The sequence below is a fragment of the Mycobacterium conspicuum genome (genome assembly GCF_010730195.1).
GTDB lineage: Bacteria > Actinomycetota > Actinomycetes > Mycobacteriales > Mycobacteriaceae > Mycobacterium > Mycobacterium conspicuum.
Window position 1 is genome coordinate 4,398,527 of sequence record NZ_AP022613.1, and the last position, 15,895, is coordinate 4,414,421.

Annotated in this window: 7 protein-coding genes and 1 pseudogene; 5 read left to right on the forward strand and 3 right to left on the reverse strand. The window is 76.7% G+C overall.

Annotated features, from left to right (window positions below):
- Nucleotides 1-150: 150 nt before the first annotated feature.
- A pseudogene (locus G6N66_RS28855) lies at nucleotides 151-2,749 on the forward strand (PE family protein); the annotation flags it as partial.
- 625 nt (nucleotides 2,750-3,374) lie between these two features.
- Nucleotides 3,375-7,289 carry a beta-propeller fold lactonase family protein gene (locus tag G6N66_RS20065; protein WP_163645888.1) on the forward strand — a complete coding sequence of 1,305 codons (3,915 nt, stop codon included), beginning with the start codon at nucleotides 3,375-3,377 and terminating at the stop codon, nucleotides 7,287-7,289.
- Between the two features lie 12 nt (nucleotides 7,290-7,301).
- Here the strand turns inward: G6N66_RS20065 and G6N66_RS20070 are convergent, their stop codons facing one another.
- From G6N66_RS20070 to G6N66_RS20080, 3 genes are all read right to left on the reverse strand, one after another.
- Nucleotides 7,302-8,585 carry an MFS transporter gene (locus G6N66_RS20070; protein ID WP_085232121.1) on the reverse strand — a complete coding sequence of 428 codons (1,284 nt, stop codon included), beginning with the start codon at nucleotides 8,583-8,585 and terminating at the stop codon, nucleotides 7,302-7,304.
- A gap of 179 nt (nucleotides 8,586-8,764) precedes the next feature.
- Complete coding sequence (locus tag G6N66_RS20075) at nucleotides 8,765-10,177, reverse strand: acyl-CoA synthetase (RefSeq protein WP_085232113.1); 1,413 nt, start codon at nucleotides 10,175-10,177, stop codon at nucleotides 8,765-8,767.
- A gap of 1 nt (nucleotide 10,178) precedes the next feature.
- Entirely contained in the window at nucleotides 10,179-11,087 is a 909-nt protein-coding gene (locus tag G6N66_RS20080; protein WP_085232112.1) for an alpha/beta fold hydrolase, read from the reverse strand.
- A gap of 151 nt (nucleotides 11,088-11,238) precedes the next feature.
- Here G6N66_RS20080 and G6N66_RS30140 point away from each other — a divergent pair, with 151 nt between their 5' ends.
- From G6N66_RS30140 to G6N66_RS30295, 3 genes are all read left to right on the forward strand, one after another.
- Nucleotides 11,239-13,521: a PE family protein gene (locus G6N66_RS30140; RefSeq protein WP_179968293.1), complete on the forward strand. Its 2,283-nt coding sequence runs from the start codon at nucleotides 11,239-11,241 to the stop codon at nucleotides 13,519-13,521.
- A gap of 94 nt (nucleotides 13,522-13,615) precedes the next feature.
- Nucleotides 13,616-14,407, forward strand: coding sequence for a hypothetical protein (locus G6N66_RS30480; RefSeq protein ID WP_179968294.1), 792 nt, complete (start codon nucleotides 13,616-13,618; stop codon nucleotides 14,405-14,407).
- 109 nt (nucleotides 14,408-14,516) lie between these two features.
- Nucleotides 14,517-15,887: a hypothetical protein gene (locus G6N66_RS30295; protein WP_163645889.1), complete on the forward strand. Its 1,371-nt coding sequence runs from the start codon at nucleotides 14,517-14,519 to the stop codon at nucleotides 15,885-15,887.
- Nucleotides 15,888-15,895: the final 8 nt, after the last annotated feature.

Consider the following 15,895-nt stretch of genomic DNA (forward strand, 5'->3'; position numbering starts at 1 on the left):
CTATGTCGCACCTGATGAGTTCCAACGCGGCTCATCGGAAACGTTTGTGTCCCAACAAGAACATTTTTGCCAAATTCAACACAGATCCAAATAGCGCGCCTACTCTGCCGCTCGTCCAGTTTCGCGTATCGGCGCAATTAGGAGGACAAAGTGTCCTATGTCATCGCGGTACCAGAATTGTTGGCTGCGGCAGCGTCGGATGTGGCGGGTATCGGCTCGTCGCTGAGCGCGGCTCAGGGCCTGGCTGCGGCCCCGACAACGGCGCTGGTGCCCGCGGCTGAGGACGAGGTGTCGACGGCGATCGCGGCGCTGTTTTCTGGTCACGGTCAGGCGTTTCAGTCGCTCAGTGCGCGGGTGGGGACGTTTCATGCAGGGTTTGTGAAAGCGCTGAATAACGCGGGCAGCGCGTATGCCGAGGCGGAAGCGGCCGGTGCTTCGCCGCTCTCGGCGCTGGTGTCCGGCGCCCAGGAGCTGGCGGTCTTTTCGCCGGTGAAGGACGTGATCGGCCGCCCGCTGATCGGTAACGGCGCCAATGCGCGGTCGCCGGGGGCCGCGGGTGCCGCGGGCGGGCTTTTGTACGGCAACGGCGGGGACGGGGCCGCCGGGGTGTCGGGCGTCAACGACGGCGCGGGTGGGGCCGGCGGGGCGGCCGGGGCGTTGGGCGGCAATGGCGGTAACGGCGGGGCTGGCGCGGCGGGAGTGGCTGGGGTGGCCGGCTACAAAGGCGTGCTGGGCGCGGGTGGCGCCGGCGGCGCCGGCGGCGCCGGTTCCCTGGGCGGCAACGGTGGTAACGGCGGGGCGGGCGGGATCGGCGCGAACGCGAACGGCACCACCCTGCTTAACGGGCCCGGGCGGCCAGGTGGGCCGGCGGGCCGGGCCGGGGTCGGAGGGGGGTCTGGATCAACGGCGGCAACGGTGGAGCGGGCGGAGCCGGCGGAGCAGGTGGGGCGGCGGCAATGGCGGCGCCGGCGGATTCGGTGGGTTCGGCGGGGCCGGCGGCAACGGCGGAACCCAATCGGGCAGCGGCGGGGCCGGCGGTGTGGGCGGCAACGGCGGCCTGGGCGCGGCCGGCGAAATGGGGCTGCAATAGCAGGCCGGCAGGGCCGAGGTTCGGCGGTGACAGGGGGCCAGCGGAACGTTGGTGAGCAGCGCCACGGCGGCAGGGCGGTGGCGGCAGGCCGGCGGCGTGGAGGACGGCCACCGGCGCCGGGGCCGCCGGCGCGGTCGGTGGCGCCGGCGGCGACGGTGGGATCGGCAGGGCAGCCGGCGGCGGCAAAGGGCGGCGGCCGGGGTGGCCAGCAAACGGCGGAGGCACGGAACGGCGGCGGGTGGCAGGACCAGCGGCCAGGGTGCGGAAACGGCAGGCAACGGCGGCAGCGGTGCCGGGGCGGCACCGGCCGGGGCCAACCCAACGGTGGGGCCGGCGGCAACGGCGGCGACCCCGGCACCGCGGGCATCGGCGGAGCGGGCGGTGCGGCCGGCACCGGGGCCAGCGGCGGCACCGCGGGCGCCGCCGGCGCTCACGGCATCGCGATCACCAGCGGCGGCAACGGCGGCAAGGGCGGGGCCGGCTACAGCCCGCTTACCGGCGGTACGAGCGGCGGCAACGGCGGGGCCGGCGGCAACGGGGGCGAGTACGGCAACGGCGGCGCCGGCGGCACGGGCGGCGCCGGCAGGTTGGGCGCGGTGGGCGCCACCGGCACCGCTGCGGCCGTGAACGGCGCCGATGGTCAGGCAGGCGGGGCCGGCGGCAACGGCGGGGCCGGCGGCCAAGGCGGCGCGCTCTCGGGCAACGGCGGGGCCGGCGGCAACGGCGGCGCCGGTGCGGCCGGCGGCACCGGCGGGACCGGGGCACCGGGCGCGGCCGGGGTCGCCGGCACCAACAGCGGTGCCGGCGGCAGCGGCGGTAATGGCGGTAACGGCGGAGCCGGCGGCGCCGGTGGCAACGGCGGGCTCGGCGGGGCGGCCAGCAATGGCAATGCCGGCGCCAGCGGCGCCGGCGGTGCAGGCGGTGTCGGCGGCAGAGCCGGGACGCCCAATAACGGTGGGGCCGGCGCGGCCGGAACTGCTGCCAACCCCAACGGTGGGGCCGGGGGCAACGGCGGCAACCCCGGCACGCCCGGTGCCGGCGGCGCCGGCGGCACCGGCTCGACGGCGGGCGCCAACGGCAGCGCTGGCGCGGCGGTCACGACCGGCGGCAACGGCGGCAAGGGTGGGGCCGGCTACAGCGCCACCACCGCCGGGGGCAACGGCGGAAACGGCGGCGCCGGCGGGGACGGCGGCCAATACAACAACGGCGCCGGCGGCAACGGCAGGGCGGCGCGCAACGGCACCGGCGGCAAGGCAGCGGCGGCAACGGCGGGGACGGCGGCGCAGGTGGCACAATCTCCGGCAACGGCGGAGCCGGCGGCAAGGGTGGCACCGGCGCCGCCGGCGGTAACGGCGGGCGGGCCTGGTCGGGGCACCCGGGGTGGGCACCACCAACAGCGGGGCTGGAGGCAACGGCGGCAACGGCGGCAATGGCGGGGCCGGCGGCACCGGCGGTAACGGCGGGGTCGGCGGAACCGTCACCAACGGCGTCGCCGGCACCACCGGCAACGGCGGGGCGGGCGGAGCCGGTGGTAGAGCGGGGACGCCGGGTAACGGCGGGGCCGGCGCGGCCGGCACCGCGGCCAACCCGGACGGCGGGGCGGGCGGCGCCGGCGGTAACCCCGGCACGGCCGGCGCCGGCGGCGCCGGCGGCACCGGTTCGACCGCCGGCACCAACGGCAACGCCGGCGCGGCGATCACCAGCGGCGGCAACGGCGGCAACGGCGGGGCCGGCTACACCGCCACCACCGTCGGCGGCAACGGCGGCGACGGCGGCACCGGTGGCGACGGCGGCCAATACGGCAACGGCGGCGCCGGCGGGGCCGGCGGCAACGGCAGGGCCGGCGCGGCCGGCGCCAACGGCGCCACCCTGGGCGCCAGCGGCGGCAACGGCGGGGCCGGCGGAGCGGCGGCAACGGCGGGGACGGCGGCGCAGGTGGCGCAATCTCCGGCAACGGCGGAGCCGGCGGCAAGGGCGGTACCGGCGCCAACGGCGGCAACGGTGGGCGCCGTCGGACGGCATTACAACGGCAACGGCGGCAACGGCGGCAACGGCCGGGACCGGCAACGGCGGGTCGGGCGGCAACAACGGCGTCGCGGGAACCACGGCGCGGGCGGGCGGCAACGCCGCGGTCGCCGGCAACGGCGGCAACGGCGCGGCCGGCACCGCGGCCAACCCCAACGGCGGCCACGGCGGCAACGGCGGCAACGCCGGAATCGCAGGCAGCGGCGGCACCGGCGGCAGCGGATCGACGGCCGGTGCGACCGGCGCGAACGGTGCTGCGGTGGCGGGCCCGACCGGCAACGGCGGCAACGGCGGGGCCGGCTACAGCCCCGCCACCGCCGGCAGCAACGGCGGCGACGGCGGTAACGGCGGCGACGGCGGCACATACGGCAACGCCGGCGCCGGCGGCGCCGGCGGCAACGGCAAGGCCGGCGCCAACGGCATCAACGCCACTACCGCAGGCGCCAACGGCGGCAACGGGGGCATCGGCGGCAACGGCGGCGTCGGCGGCGACGGCGGTCAAGGCGGCTTGATATCCGGCAACGGCGGGGCCGGCGGGGCCGGCGGAACCGGTGCCAACGGCGGCAACGGCGGCATCGGCGCGACCGGCGCGACCGGGATCGCCACCGTCAACGGCGGAGCCGGCGGCAACGGCGGCAACGGCGGCAACGGCGGCCACGGCGGGTTCGGCGGCGACGGCGGGTTCGGCGGCGCCGCCCCCAACGGCACCGCGGGCGCCACCGGGGCCGGCGGGGCCGGCGGCAATGGCGGCAACGCCGCCACAGCCGGCAACGGCGGAGCGGGCGCGACCGGCACCGTTGCCAACCCCAACGGCGGCAACGGCGGCAACGGCGGCAACCCTGGCACGGCCGGCGCCGGCGGCTTCGGCGGCCTCGGATCGACCCCCGGCGCGGCCGGCACCAACGGCGCCGCCGTTGCCGGCCCGACCGGAAACGGCGGAGCCGGCGGCAACGGCTACAACCCCACCACCGCAGGCGGCAACGGCGGCAACGGCGGGGCCGGCGGCAACGGCGGCGATTTCGGCAACGGCGGGGCCGGCGGCAACGGCGGCAACGGCAAGGCGGGCACGAACGGCATCAACGGGACCATTCACGGCGCCAGCAGCAACGGTGTGGCCGGCGGCAACGGCGGCAACGGCGGCGTGGGTGGCGCCGGCGGCGCCATCTCCGGCAATGGCGGCAACGGCGGCAACGCCGGTAACGGCGCGGCCGGCGGCAACGCCGGAGTCGGTGCAGCCGGCAGCAACGGCGTCGCCGGCTCCAACCTCTACGGCACCGGGTCTGGTGGCGGCCAAAACGGCGGCTCGGCCGACGGCGGCAACGGCGGCAACGGCGGCAATGGCGGCATCGGCGGAGCGGCAACCAACGGCATCGCGGGCAGCACCGGAACCGCCGGCTCGGGCGGCAACGGCGGCCACGCCGGAACACCCGGCAACGGCGGCAACGGCGCGAACGGCACCGCCGCCAACCCCAACGGCGGCAACGGCGGCAACGGGGGGACCGCGACCGCAGGCACCGGCGGCGCCGCCGGGACCGGTTCGGGCAACCCCACCAGCGGCATCAACGGCGCCGCAGTGACCGGCCCGGTCGGCAACGGCGGCAACGGCGGCAACGGCTACAACCCCACCACCGCGGGCAGCAACGGCGGCAACGGCGGGGACGGCGGCGACGGTGGCACGTACGGAAACGGCGGGAACGGCGGCAACGGCGGCAACGGCGTGACGGGCGTCGCCGGCACCAATGGGACCGGCGCCGGCACCAGCGGCAGCAGCGGTCAATCCGGCGGCGCCGGCGGCAATGGCGGTACCGGCGGGGCCGGCGGCGCCATCTCGGGCAACGGCGGCAATGGCGGCAACGCCGGCAGTGGCGCCAACGGCGGCAACGGCGGCAACGGCGTCGCCGGCGGCAACGGCGTCGCCGGCTCCAACACGTACGGCACCGGCGTCGGCGGTGGTCAAAACGGCGGCGCCGGCGGCAACGGCGGCGACGGCGGCGACGGCGGCACCGGCGGCCAGGGCGGCGCCGCCACCAACGGCAGCGCGGGCACCACAGGTTTTGCCGGTTCGGGCGGCAATGGCGGCAGCGCCGGAACGCCCGGAAATGGCGGCACCGGCGCGAACGGCACCGCCACCAGCCCCAACGGCGGCAACGGCGGCAACGGTGGCAACGGCGGCAACGGCGGCAACGTGGGCCGCGGCGGCATCGCGGGCACCGGCTCGGGCAACCCCACCAACGGCACCGACGGCACCGCGGCGACGAGCCGCGCCGGCGCGGGCGGCGATGGCGGCAACGGCGCCAACGCCATCGTCCCGGGGCTCAATGGCGGCAACGGCGGCGCCGGCGGCTTCGGCGGCAACGGCGGGGCCAGCGAGGCAGGCGGCAACGGCGGCGCCGGCGGCATCGGCGGCGCCGCTAGCAACGGCGGCATCGGCGGGGCCGGCGGGGACGGCGGCGCAGGCGGCGTAGGCGGCATCGGCGCAGCAGGCGGGGCCGGCGGGGACGGCGGCTTCGGCGGCACCGTTACCAACGGCGGCACCGGCGGCGCAGGCGGCTTCGGCGGCGCAGGCGGCTTCGGCGGCGCCAGCGGAACCGGCACCACGGCGGGCGCTGGCGGCAACGGCGGGGACGGCGGCATCGGCGGCGCTACCGGCGGCGGCAACGCCGGCGCCGGCGGTTTTGGCGGCGAAGGCGGCGCCGGCGGCTTCGGCAGCAACGCCGCCAACGGCGGCAACGGCGGCTTCGGCGGCAACGCCGGCGACGGCGGCACCGCTACCGGCGGCGGCAACGGCGGTTACGGCGGTATTGGAGGCGATGGTGGCAACGGCGGTGTCGGCGAAAACGGCGGCAATGGCGGCGCCGGCGGCAACGGGGGCTTCGGCGGGTCCAGCCCGACGGGAGCCGGCGGTAACGGCGGCGCCGCCGGCAACGGCGGCAACGGCGGCGGCACCAATGCTTACAATCCGGGGGACGGCGGCACTGGTGGCACCGGTGGCACCGGCGGCGGCGGAGGCAGCGGCGGCGGCGGCGTCGGCCAACCCGGCACCTTTGGCACCGCCGGCACCAGCGGTACCCCCGCCGGCCCCGGCGGGACCGGGGGCGTCGGCGGCACCGGCGGCGCGGGCGGCCCGAGCGGCAGCGGCAGCAACGGCGGCTCAGGTGGCACTGGCGGCGGGGCCGTCACCGCCACCATCAATGTCGGCGCCGAACCATGGGGCGTGGCGGTCAGTCCCACCGGCCCTGAGGCTGGTGACATCTATGTTGCCAACAACAGTGGCAACACAGTGTCGGTGATCAACCCCACCACCAACACCGTCACCGCCACCATCCCCGTCGCCGGAAACCCCGTTGGGGTAGCGGTCAGCCCAACCGGGCCGGAGGCAGGCTACGTCTACGTCACCAGCGAAGGCAGCAATACGGTGTCGGTCATCAATCCCAGCACGAACACCGTCGTCGCGACCATCCCCGTCGGTCAGCTCCCACAAGGGGTAGCGGTCAGCCCCACCGGCCCCGAAGCGGGCTACGTCTATGTCACGAACGAATCCGCCAACACGGTGTCGGTGATCAACCCGGCCACCAACAGCGTGGTAGCGACCATCCCCGTTGGCAATACCCCGGTCGGCGTGGCGGTCAGCCCCACCGGCCCCCAGGCCGGCGACATCTACGTCACCAACTTCATCGGCCCAGACGGGGTGTCGGTTATCGACCCCGCCACCAACACCGTCACCGCCACCATCTCCGTCGGCGGCAACCCGATCGGAGTGGCGGTCAGCCCCACCGGCCCCCAGGCCGGCGACATCTACGTCACCAACGTGGCCGACAGCACGGTGTCCGTGATCAACCCCGCCACCGGCACCGTCACCGCCACCATCCCGGTCGCTGGCAACTCCGAAGGCGCGTTGGACGCCCCCGCAAGTCCGGCCGGAATTTCGGTCAGTCCAATCGGTCCCCAAACCGGCGACATCTACACCATCAGCTACGGCGCCAACGGCGCGGTGTGGGTGGTCGACCCCGCCACCAACGCAGTAACCGCCAGCATCCCCCTGGGCAACGTGGGGGAGCACGGATCGCCGGTCTTCGCGTTGGCGGTCAGCCCCACCGGCCCCGAGGCCGGCGACATCTACGTCGTTAACTTCGACGACAACACGCTGTATGTGATTGACCCAACGCTCGCCTGAGCTAACCGCCAACTAACCCACGTGCACACCCGGCGTGGTGCGCAGCTTGGTCCCGTTGGTCTCCGGCAGTAGGTACGTACACACCAGGCTGGTCAACACCAGCGCGGTCAGCATGAGGCCGATCGACCAGCTGCCGTACGTTGCCCGAAGCGTTCCGGCGACCAGGGGCGGCAGGGCGCCGCCGAGCACGCCGGCGATGTTCACCGCCAACGCCGAGCCGGTGTAGCGGTAGCGGGTGGAGAACAGCTCGGGCACGAAGGCGGCGGTGGGCGCCGAGCCGGTCGCCGCCGCGGCGTACATGCCCACGATGGCCACCGCATACAACACCGGGTTGCCGGACTCCACCATCGGGAACACCACGAACGACCACGCCAGACACCCCGCCCAGCCCAGCAACATCATCCGGCGACGCCCGACGCGATCGCACAACGTGGCCGATACCGCGACGGCCGCGATGCTGGCCAGCCCGCCCAGCACGCCGACCAACAAGATGAAGTTGCGGGTGTAGCCCAGAAGCGAGTGGGCGTAGGTGGTCAGATAGGTGCCGGCCATGTAGACGAAGGCAAACGACCCCAGCACACTGCCCCCGGCCAGCGCGATCTCCCGACGCTGCAGGCGCAGCACCTCGGACAGCGGCGCCTTGGGCACCAGGTCGCGGGCCTTTTCCTCGGCGAAGATCGGCGTTTCGTCGATCCGGAGCCACACGTACAGGGCGATGACGATCAGCCCCGCGCTGATCAAGAACGGCAGCCGCCATCCCCATCGCATGAAGGCGGAGCTCTGCTCGCCGATGGTGAAGTTCACCACCAGGAAGGTCAGGCCGTTGAGCACCAGGGCGGTGCCGCCGCCGAGGTGGGTGAACATGCCGTACCGGCCGCGTTGACCGGCCGGCGCGTATTCGGCGCTCAGCAGCGCCGACCCGGCCCAATGCCCGCCGACGGCCAATCCCTGCAGCAGCCGCAAGGCCACCAGCAGCAACGGGGCCGCCACCCCGATCGACGACGTGCTGGGCACCAGGCCGACCGTCACCGTCGACAGCGCCATGATCAACAGGGTGGCAACCAGGCTCTTCTTCCGGCCGAGGTGGTCGCCGAAGTAGCCGAAGACGGCCGCACCGACCGGCCGCGACAGGAACGCCGCGCCGAACGTTCCCATCGAAGCGATGGTGGCCACGGTCGGGCTCAGCTGCGGGAAGAACACGGCGGGAAACACCAGCGCGGCCGCCGTGCCGTAGATAAGGAAGTCGTAGAACTCGATCGCCGAGCCGACCAGGCAGGCCGTCGCCACCCGGCGCATCGGCGTGCTGCGGGGGCTGGCTTCAGCCGTCACTTCCACACCACGAAAGTAGGCGAAGGTTCGCGCCACCGCCCGGTGGAATCGCTGGCAACATGCTGTGTCCCCATCTGCCGCGAGCGTCCCCATCTGTACGGCGACACGCCGAGAGCGGCGTACAAATGAGGACGCTCGCGCCGCGCTTAGCCCTCGGACAGCAGCTGCTTCTTGAGCACCTTGCCCATCGCGTTGCGCGGCAGCGCATCCACGATGCGCACCTCGCGCGGCCGTTTGTGCACCGAAAGTTGTTCCGCCACATACTGAATCAAGTCGTCGGGCGCAGCCGCGCCGACGACGAAGGCGACGATCCGCTGGCCCAGGTCCTCGTCGGGCAGCCCGACGACGGCCACCTCGTCCACCCCGTCGTGCCCGAGCAGCACGGTCTCGATCTCGCCCGCGCCGATGCGGTAGCCGCCCGACTTGATCAGATCGACCGACTCGCGGCCCACGATGCGGTGCATCCCGTCGCCGTCGATGACCGCGACGTCGCCGGTGCGGTAATAGCCGTCGGCGTCGAATGCCTCGGCGGTGGCGTCGGGCCGGTTCAGGTACCCGTCGAACAGCGTGGGCCCGCGCACCAGCAACTTCCCCACGGTTTCGCCGTCGTGCGGCACCTCGCCGCCGCCATCGTCGACCAGCCGAGTCTGCACGCCGGCCAGCGGCAGGCCCACCCAGCCGGCGCGCCGCTCGCCGTCGGCCCGCGTCGACAGCGTGATCAGCGATTCGGTGGCGCCATACCGCTCCACGGGCTGATGCCCGGTGAGTTGCGCCAGCCGGTCGAACACCGGCACCGGCAGCGGCGCGCTGCCCGACACCAGCAGCCGCGCCGAGCGCAGCGCCGCCGCCGCCTCCGCGTCGGCCACCACCCGCGACCACACCGTCGGAACACCGAAATACAGTGTGCCAGAAGCGGATCCGTACGCCTCAGGCGTCGGCCGACCGGTGTGCACGAAGCGGTTCCCCACCCGCAACGACCCCAGCAGCCCCAGCACCAGCCCGTGCACGTGAAACAGCGGCAGCCCGTGCACCAGAACGTCGTCGGCCGTCCACTGCCACGCGGCGGCCAGCGCATCCAGGTCCGCGGCGATCGCCCGCCGGCTCAGCTGTACCCCCTTGGGCAGCCCGGTGGTGCCCGAGGTGTAGATCACCATCGCGGTCGCGTCCGGGGCCGGCTCGGGATAGCGGTGCCAGGAGCGGGCGTGCAGTCGCACCGGGATGTGCGGCAGCCCCCCAGAGTCAGAGGCCTCCGGCGGCACCGGACCCAGCCAGGCCTGCGCCCCGGAGTCGGTGAGCATGTGCCGGCGCTCGGCCGCGCCGACGTCGGCGGGCACCGGCACGACAGGCACGCCGGCGATCAGGCAGCCGATGATCGCCAGCACGGTCGAGGCCGACGGGGTGGCCAGCACGGCGACGCGGTGCGCGCCGCCGACGCGCTCGGCCACCGAGGTCGCGGCGCCGACGAGGTCGCCGCGGCTGAGCACTGCACCGTCGATGCGCACCGCGTCGGCGATGTCCGTGGCGGTCGCCGCCGACGGATTCAGCGAGGTCAGCAGCACGTCAGTCCCGCTCGTCCCACAGCTTTAGCAGCGTGCTCAGGATCTCCTCGCCGCGGCCCAGCCCGGCGAGGTGGCTCTCCTCGGGCAGGTGGAACAGCTCCGCGTCGGGCAGCCGCGACACCGCGTGCTCACCGTGGGCGAACGGGATGATGTGGTCGTGGTCGCCGTGCCACCAGCGGACCGGGACCTTTACCTCGTGCAGCCGGAATCCCCAGTCGCGGGCGAACAGGATGACGTCGTTGAACGGCGCGGCCAGCTGCTTGCGGCTGCCGTTGAGCAGGTCGTCGAGGAACATCGCCTTGAATTCGGGGCGGGTCAGCAGGTGCCGGTCGGCCTGGGGGGATACCGCGGCGTAGGCGTACAGCGCCGGGGAGGCGATCGGCCGAATCGACTGGACCAGCAGGCTCGCGCCGATGCGCAGCGGGTTGCCCCCGTATTTCAGCAGCGGCGCCACCCGGATGCCGAGCTCCATCGCGCCACCGCGGATCGCGTCGGGCCCCTGCGTTGGCGCCACCCCGCCGAGCACGGCGACGGCCACCACGCGATCGGGCAGCGCCGCGGCGCAGGCCAGGGCGTACGGGCCGCCGCCGGAGAGGCCGACCACGGCCATCTTGTCGACGCCGAGGGTGTCGGCAACGATCCCCAGGTCGTCGGCGAACGCGCGAATGTTGGGGTACCGATGCGGCGTCGACGAGCCGATGCCGGGCCGGTCGATGCCGATCAGCCGGATGCCGTGGTCTTCGGCGTAGACGCGCGCCTCGACCGGGATCTGCCGGCGCGCGCCGGGGGTCCCGTGCAACCAGAACACCGCGCGGCCCCACGGGGCGCCGAACTCGGCGAAGCTGATCTGCCGGTCGGCGGCCACGGCGATGTTTCCCTCGAGCTTCGGACGGGCGATCGCAGGCACCATGTCCGAAGCTTTTCATGCGGGCTCCGGCGGTGACAACGCAGCTGGAAGCGGTCGCAAATGTTTGGTGAAACGCCGAAATGCCTGAGTCGGATGTGCATACGCTATGGGCGCCCGATTCGTGAATGGTCGATGACCGGGTCGGAGGTCAGCGATGTCCTATCTCATTGCAGTGCCCGAGCTGGTGGCGGCGACAGCGGCGGATGTGGCGGGCATCGGCTCGTCACTGACCGCGGCCCATGCGAGCGCCGCGACCCGCACCACCGCGGTGGTGGCCGCCGCCGAAGACGAGGTGTCGGCGGCGATCGCGTCCCTGTTTTCCGGTCATGCGCGGCAGTACCAGGCGGTCGGCGCGCAGGCGGCGGCGTTTCATGCCGAGTTCGCCCGGGCGCTGCACGCGGCGGGGGGCGCGTTCGCGGCCGCCGAGGCGGCCAACGCCTCCCCGCTGCAGGCGGCGCTGGCGGCGGTCAACGCGCCCACCGAGGTGCTGGCGGGGCGCCCGCTGATCGGCAACGGCGCCAACGCGACGACGCCGGGCGGCAACGGCGGCGACGGCGGGATCCTGTTCGGCAACGGCGGTAACGGCGCGGCCGGTGCGCCGGGGCAGGCGGGCGGCCGGGGCGGCAATGCCGGGCTGTTCGGCCGCGGCGGCAACGGCGGCGCCGGCGGCGTCGGCACCGCGGGCACCCCGGGCAGCACCGGCCTCACCGGCGCGATCGGCGGCAACGGCGGCAGCGGCGGTACCGGTGGGGCCGGGGGCGCGGGCGGATCCGGCGGGCTGTTCGGCCAAGGCGGCGCCGGCGGTGCGGGCGGGGTCGGCGGTCAGGGCGGCACCGGGGGCACCGGAGGCGCCGGCGTCGACGCCACGACCGCGGGGGCGACCGGCGGCAACGCCGGCAATGGGGGCAACGGCGGCGCCGGCGGCACCGGCGGCGTGGGCGGGGCCGGCGGCAAGGGCGGCATCGGAGGTCACGCCGGCGCCAACGGCGACGGCGGCAATGGCGGGGCGGGTGGTGCGGCCGGGATTGGCGGCCAGGGCGGCACCGGCGGCGCCGGCGACGCCGCCACACCCACCGGGGGGATGGGCGGCGCGGGCGGCGACCCCGGCAGCGCGGGCGGGGGCGGGGCCGGTGGGGCGCGCGGCGGCAGCGGAGCCAGCGCCGGTACCACCGGGGCGACCGGCGCCGCGGCGACCAGCGGCGGCGACGGCGGCACCGGCGGCGCCGGCTTCAGCCCCACCGGCAGCGGCGACGGCGGCACCGGTGGGGCCGGCGGTCACGGCGGCCAGTACGGCCAGGGCGGCACCGGCGGGGCCGGCGGCGACGGCGCGGGCGGCGGCACCGGCGGCACCGGCGGGGCGGGCGGCGACGGCGGTTCGATCGCGGGCAACGGCGGCACCGGCGGAACCGGCGGAAACGGCGGGGCGACGGGCAACGGCGGCAACGGCGGGACCGGCGGCACCGGTGTGGTCGGCGGGACGGGCGGCGCCGGCGGTTCGGGCGGCGCCACCTCGGGCAACGGCGGCAACGGCGGCACCGGCGGCAACGGCGCAACCGCCGGCAACGGCGGGAACGGCGGCAATGCCGTGCTGGCCGGCAACGGCGGCAACGGCGGGACCGGCGGCGCCGGCACGCCCGGAGTCGACGGCGTCACCGGCAACGACGGCAACGGCACCAACGGGACGGCCGGTGCCGCCGGCGGCGACGGCGGCGACGGCGGGGCCGGCGGCTCGTCCTCCGGTCACGGCGGCAACGGCGGGGACGGTGGGGCCGGCGGCAACGGCGGCAACGGCGGCGATGGCGTCGTCGGCGCGGCCGGCGTGGCCGGAGTGAATAACGGCGCGGGCGGCAACGGCGGGAACGGTGGCAACGGGGCCGCCGGCGGCGCCGGCGGACACGGCGGGGCCGCCGGCACGGCCGCCAACGGCGCCGCGGGCAGCGCCGGCGATGGCGGCGCCGGGGGCCACGGCGGCAACGCCGGCGCGGCCGGCAACGGCGGCAACGGCGCCGCGGGCACCGCCGCCAACCCAACGGCGGCGCCGGCGGCAACGGCGGCGACCTGGCACCGCGGCGTCCGGCGGCGCTGGCGGCGCCGCCGGCACCGGCAGCGGCGGCAACGCCGGCGCCACCGGCGCGGCGGGCGTCGTCGTCGGCGGCGGCAACGGCGGCAATGGCGGCGACGGCTTTGCCGTCACCGCCGCGGGCCAGACCGCCGGAAACGGTGGTGCCGGCGGCAACGGCGGGGCCGCCGGCAGCGGCGGCACCGGCGGGGCCGGCGGCTCGGCCACCGGCTTCGCCGGCAGTGGCGGCAATGGGGGCAACGGTGGCAACGGCACGAGTGGCGGTGCCGGCGGGGACGGCGGCAACGCCGGCAGCGGCGGCGCCGGCACGGCCGGCGGGAACGGCGGAGCCGGCGGCACCGCGCTAAGTACTGGTAACGGCGGCGACGGCGGCGCCGGGGGCAACGGCAGCGACGGCGGCGCCGGCGGCGACGGCACCGCCGGGGGCAACGGCGGCGCGGGCGGCAACGCGGTGGGGTCAGGCAACGGCGGCGCCGGCGGCGCCGGCGGCACCGGCGGCAAGGGCGGCGACGCCCACGACGGCGCGGGCGGCGACGGCGGCGCCGGCGCGGCCGGCGGGAAGGGCGGGGCCGGCGGCAACGCGGGAACCGTCGGTGCTGGCGGCGCCGGCGGCGCCGGCGGCGACGGCGGCGACGGCGGTAAAGCCGGCGGCGGCCTCGACGGCAGCGGCCTCGACGGCGGCAAGGGCGGTGACGCCGGTGCCGGCGGTGCCGGCGGCAGCGGCGGCACCGGCGGTTCGACGTCCGGTAACGGCGGCGCCGGCGGCGTCGGCGGCAAGGGCGGCGACGCCGGCGACGGCGGGGACGGCGGCGCCGGCACCCCGGGCCTGCCCGGGGTGAACAACGGGGCGGGCGGCGACGGCGCCGACGGAGGCGACGGCGGAGCCGGCGGCAACGGCGGGATCGGCGGCAACGGCGGAACGGCCGCGCACGGCACCGCGGGCGCCAACGGCAACGGCGGAGCCGGCGGCAAGGGCGGCGACCCCGGTAAGGGCGGCGACGGCGGCGACGGCGCCGACGGCGTGGCCGGCGTCGCCGGTTCCGGCGGCAACCTCGGGGCCGGCGGCGACGGCGGTAACGGCGCCGACCCGGGCCGCCGGCCGGCGCAGCACCCCCGGCCGCGGCGGGACCCCCGGCGCCACCGGCGCCGGCGGCACCCCGGTCACCGACGGCGGCGACGGCGGCAAGGGCGGCGACGGTGTCGACGCCACCGCCGCCGGCACCACCGGCGGCAGCGGAGGTAACGGCGGCACCGGCGGCAAGTTCGGCGACGGCGGCGACGGCGGCGACGGTGGCGCCGGCGGGCCCGGCAAGCTCGGCGCCAACGGCTCCACCCCGGGCAGCCCCGCCGAAGTGGGCGGCACCGGAGGCACCGGCGGCACCGGCGGCAACGGCGGCGACGGCGGCCAATTCGGCGATGGCGGTGGCGGCGGCAAGGGCGGCGACGGCGGGACCGGCGGCAACGGCGGCAACGGCGTCAACGCCAGCGACGGCGGCGCGGCGGGCGGCACCGGCGGCAACGGCGGCGACGGCGGAACCGGCGGAGCGGGCGGCGCCACCAGCGGCAACGGAGGCGACGGCGGGACCGGCGGCACCGCCGGTAACGGCGGCAACGGCGGCAACGGTGTCAACGGTGCCGCCGGCACCTCCAACGGCGCCAGCACCGGCGGCAATGGCGGCAGCGCCGGCGGCGGCGGCACCGGCGGCACCGGAGGCGCGGGCGGGGCCGGCGGCGCCGCGCGCGGCATCGGCATCGCCGGTGGGCAGGGCGACGCCGGCGACGGCGGCGACGGCGGCAACGGCGGCACACCCGGCAACGGCGGCTCGGGCTTCTCGACCACCTCCGGTGTGAACGGCGGCACCGGCGGAAACGGCGGCACCGGCGGCTTTGGCGGCGCGGGCGGGGCGGGTGGCACCGGTAATGGCACCGGCGACGGCGGCAACGGCGGCGCCGGCGGCAACGGCACCGACGGCGGCAACGGCGGCGACGGTGGCGCGGCCAGCGCCGGCGCGGTCAGCAACGGCGCCGGCGGCCGCGGCGGTGACGGCGGCGGCGCCGGCAATGGCGGCACCGGCGGCATCTCCCTGGGCTCGGGCAAGGGCGGCACCGGCGGCAACGGCGGCACCGCGGGTGACGGCGGGACCGGCGGCAACGGCCCCGACGGCACCAGCGGCACGTTCAACGGCATCAACGGCGGCACCGGCGGCACCGGCGGAGCCGGCGGCGCCGGCGGCAATGGCGGCAGCGGCGGCAACGCCATCGGCACCGGCAACGGCGGCGCCGGCGGCAACGGCACCAACGCCGGCAACGGCGGTCACGGCGGCAACGCCGGCAACGGCGGTAACGCCTCCGGCGCCACCGGCAGCGGCGGCAACGGCGGGGCCGGAGGTTCCGGCGGCAACGGCGGCTTGGGCGGGGGCGCGGGTTTGGGCGGCTCAGCCGTCGGACCGGGCAGCGCGGGCGCCGCCGGAACGCCCGGCAACGGGGGCAAAGGCGCCAACGCCGGCACCGCGGGCAATGGCGGCGACGGTGGTGACTTCGGCGGTGACGGCGGGCCCGGCGGCACCGGCGGAGCGGGCGGCGATGGCGGCCGCAACGGTGGCGGTGGCGCGGGTGGATCGGGCGGCAGCGGGACCGCCGGCGGCGCTCCGGGGACCGGAACCGTTCAGAATGGACACACCGGGAGCACCGGGGCCAACGGGTCAACCGGCAACCACGGCTGATACCGGTT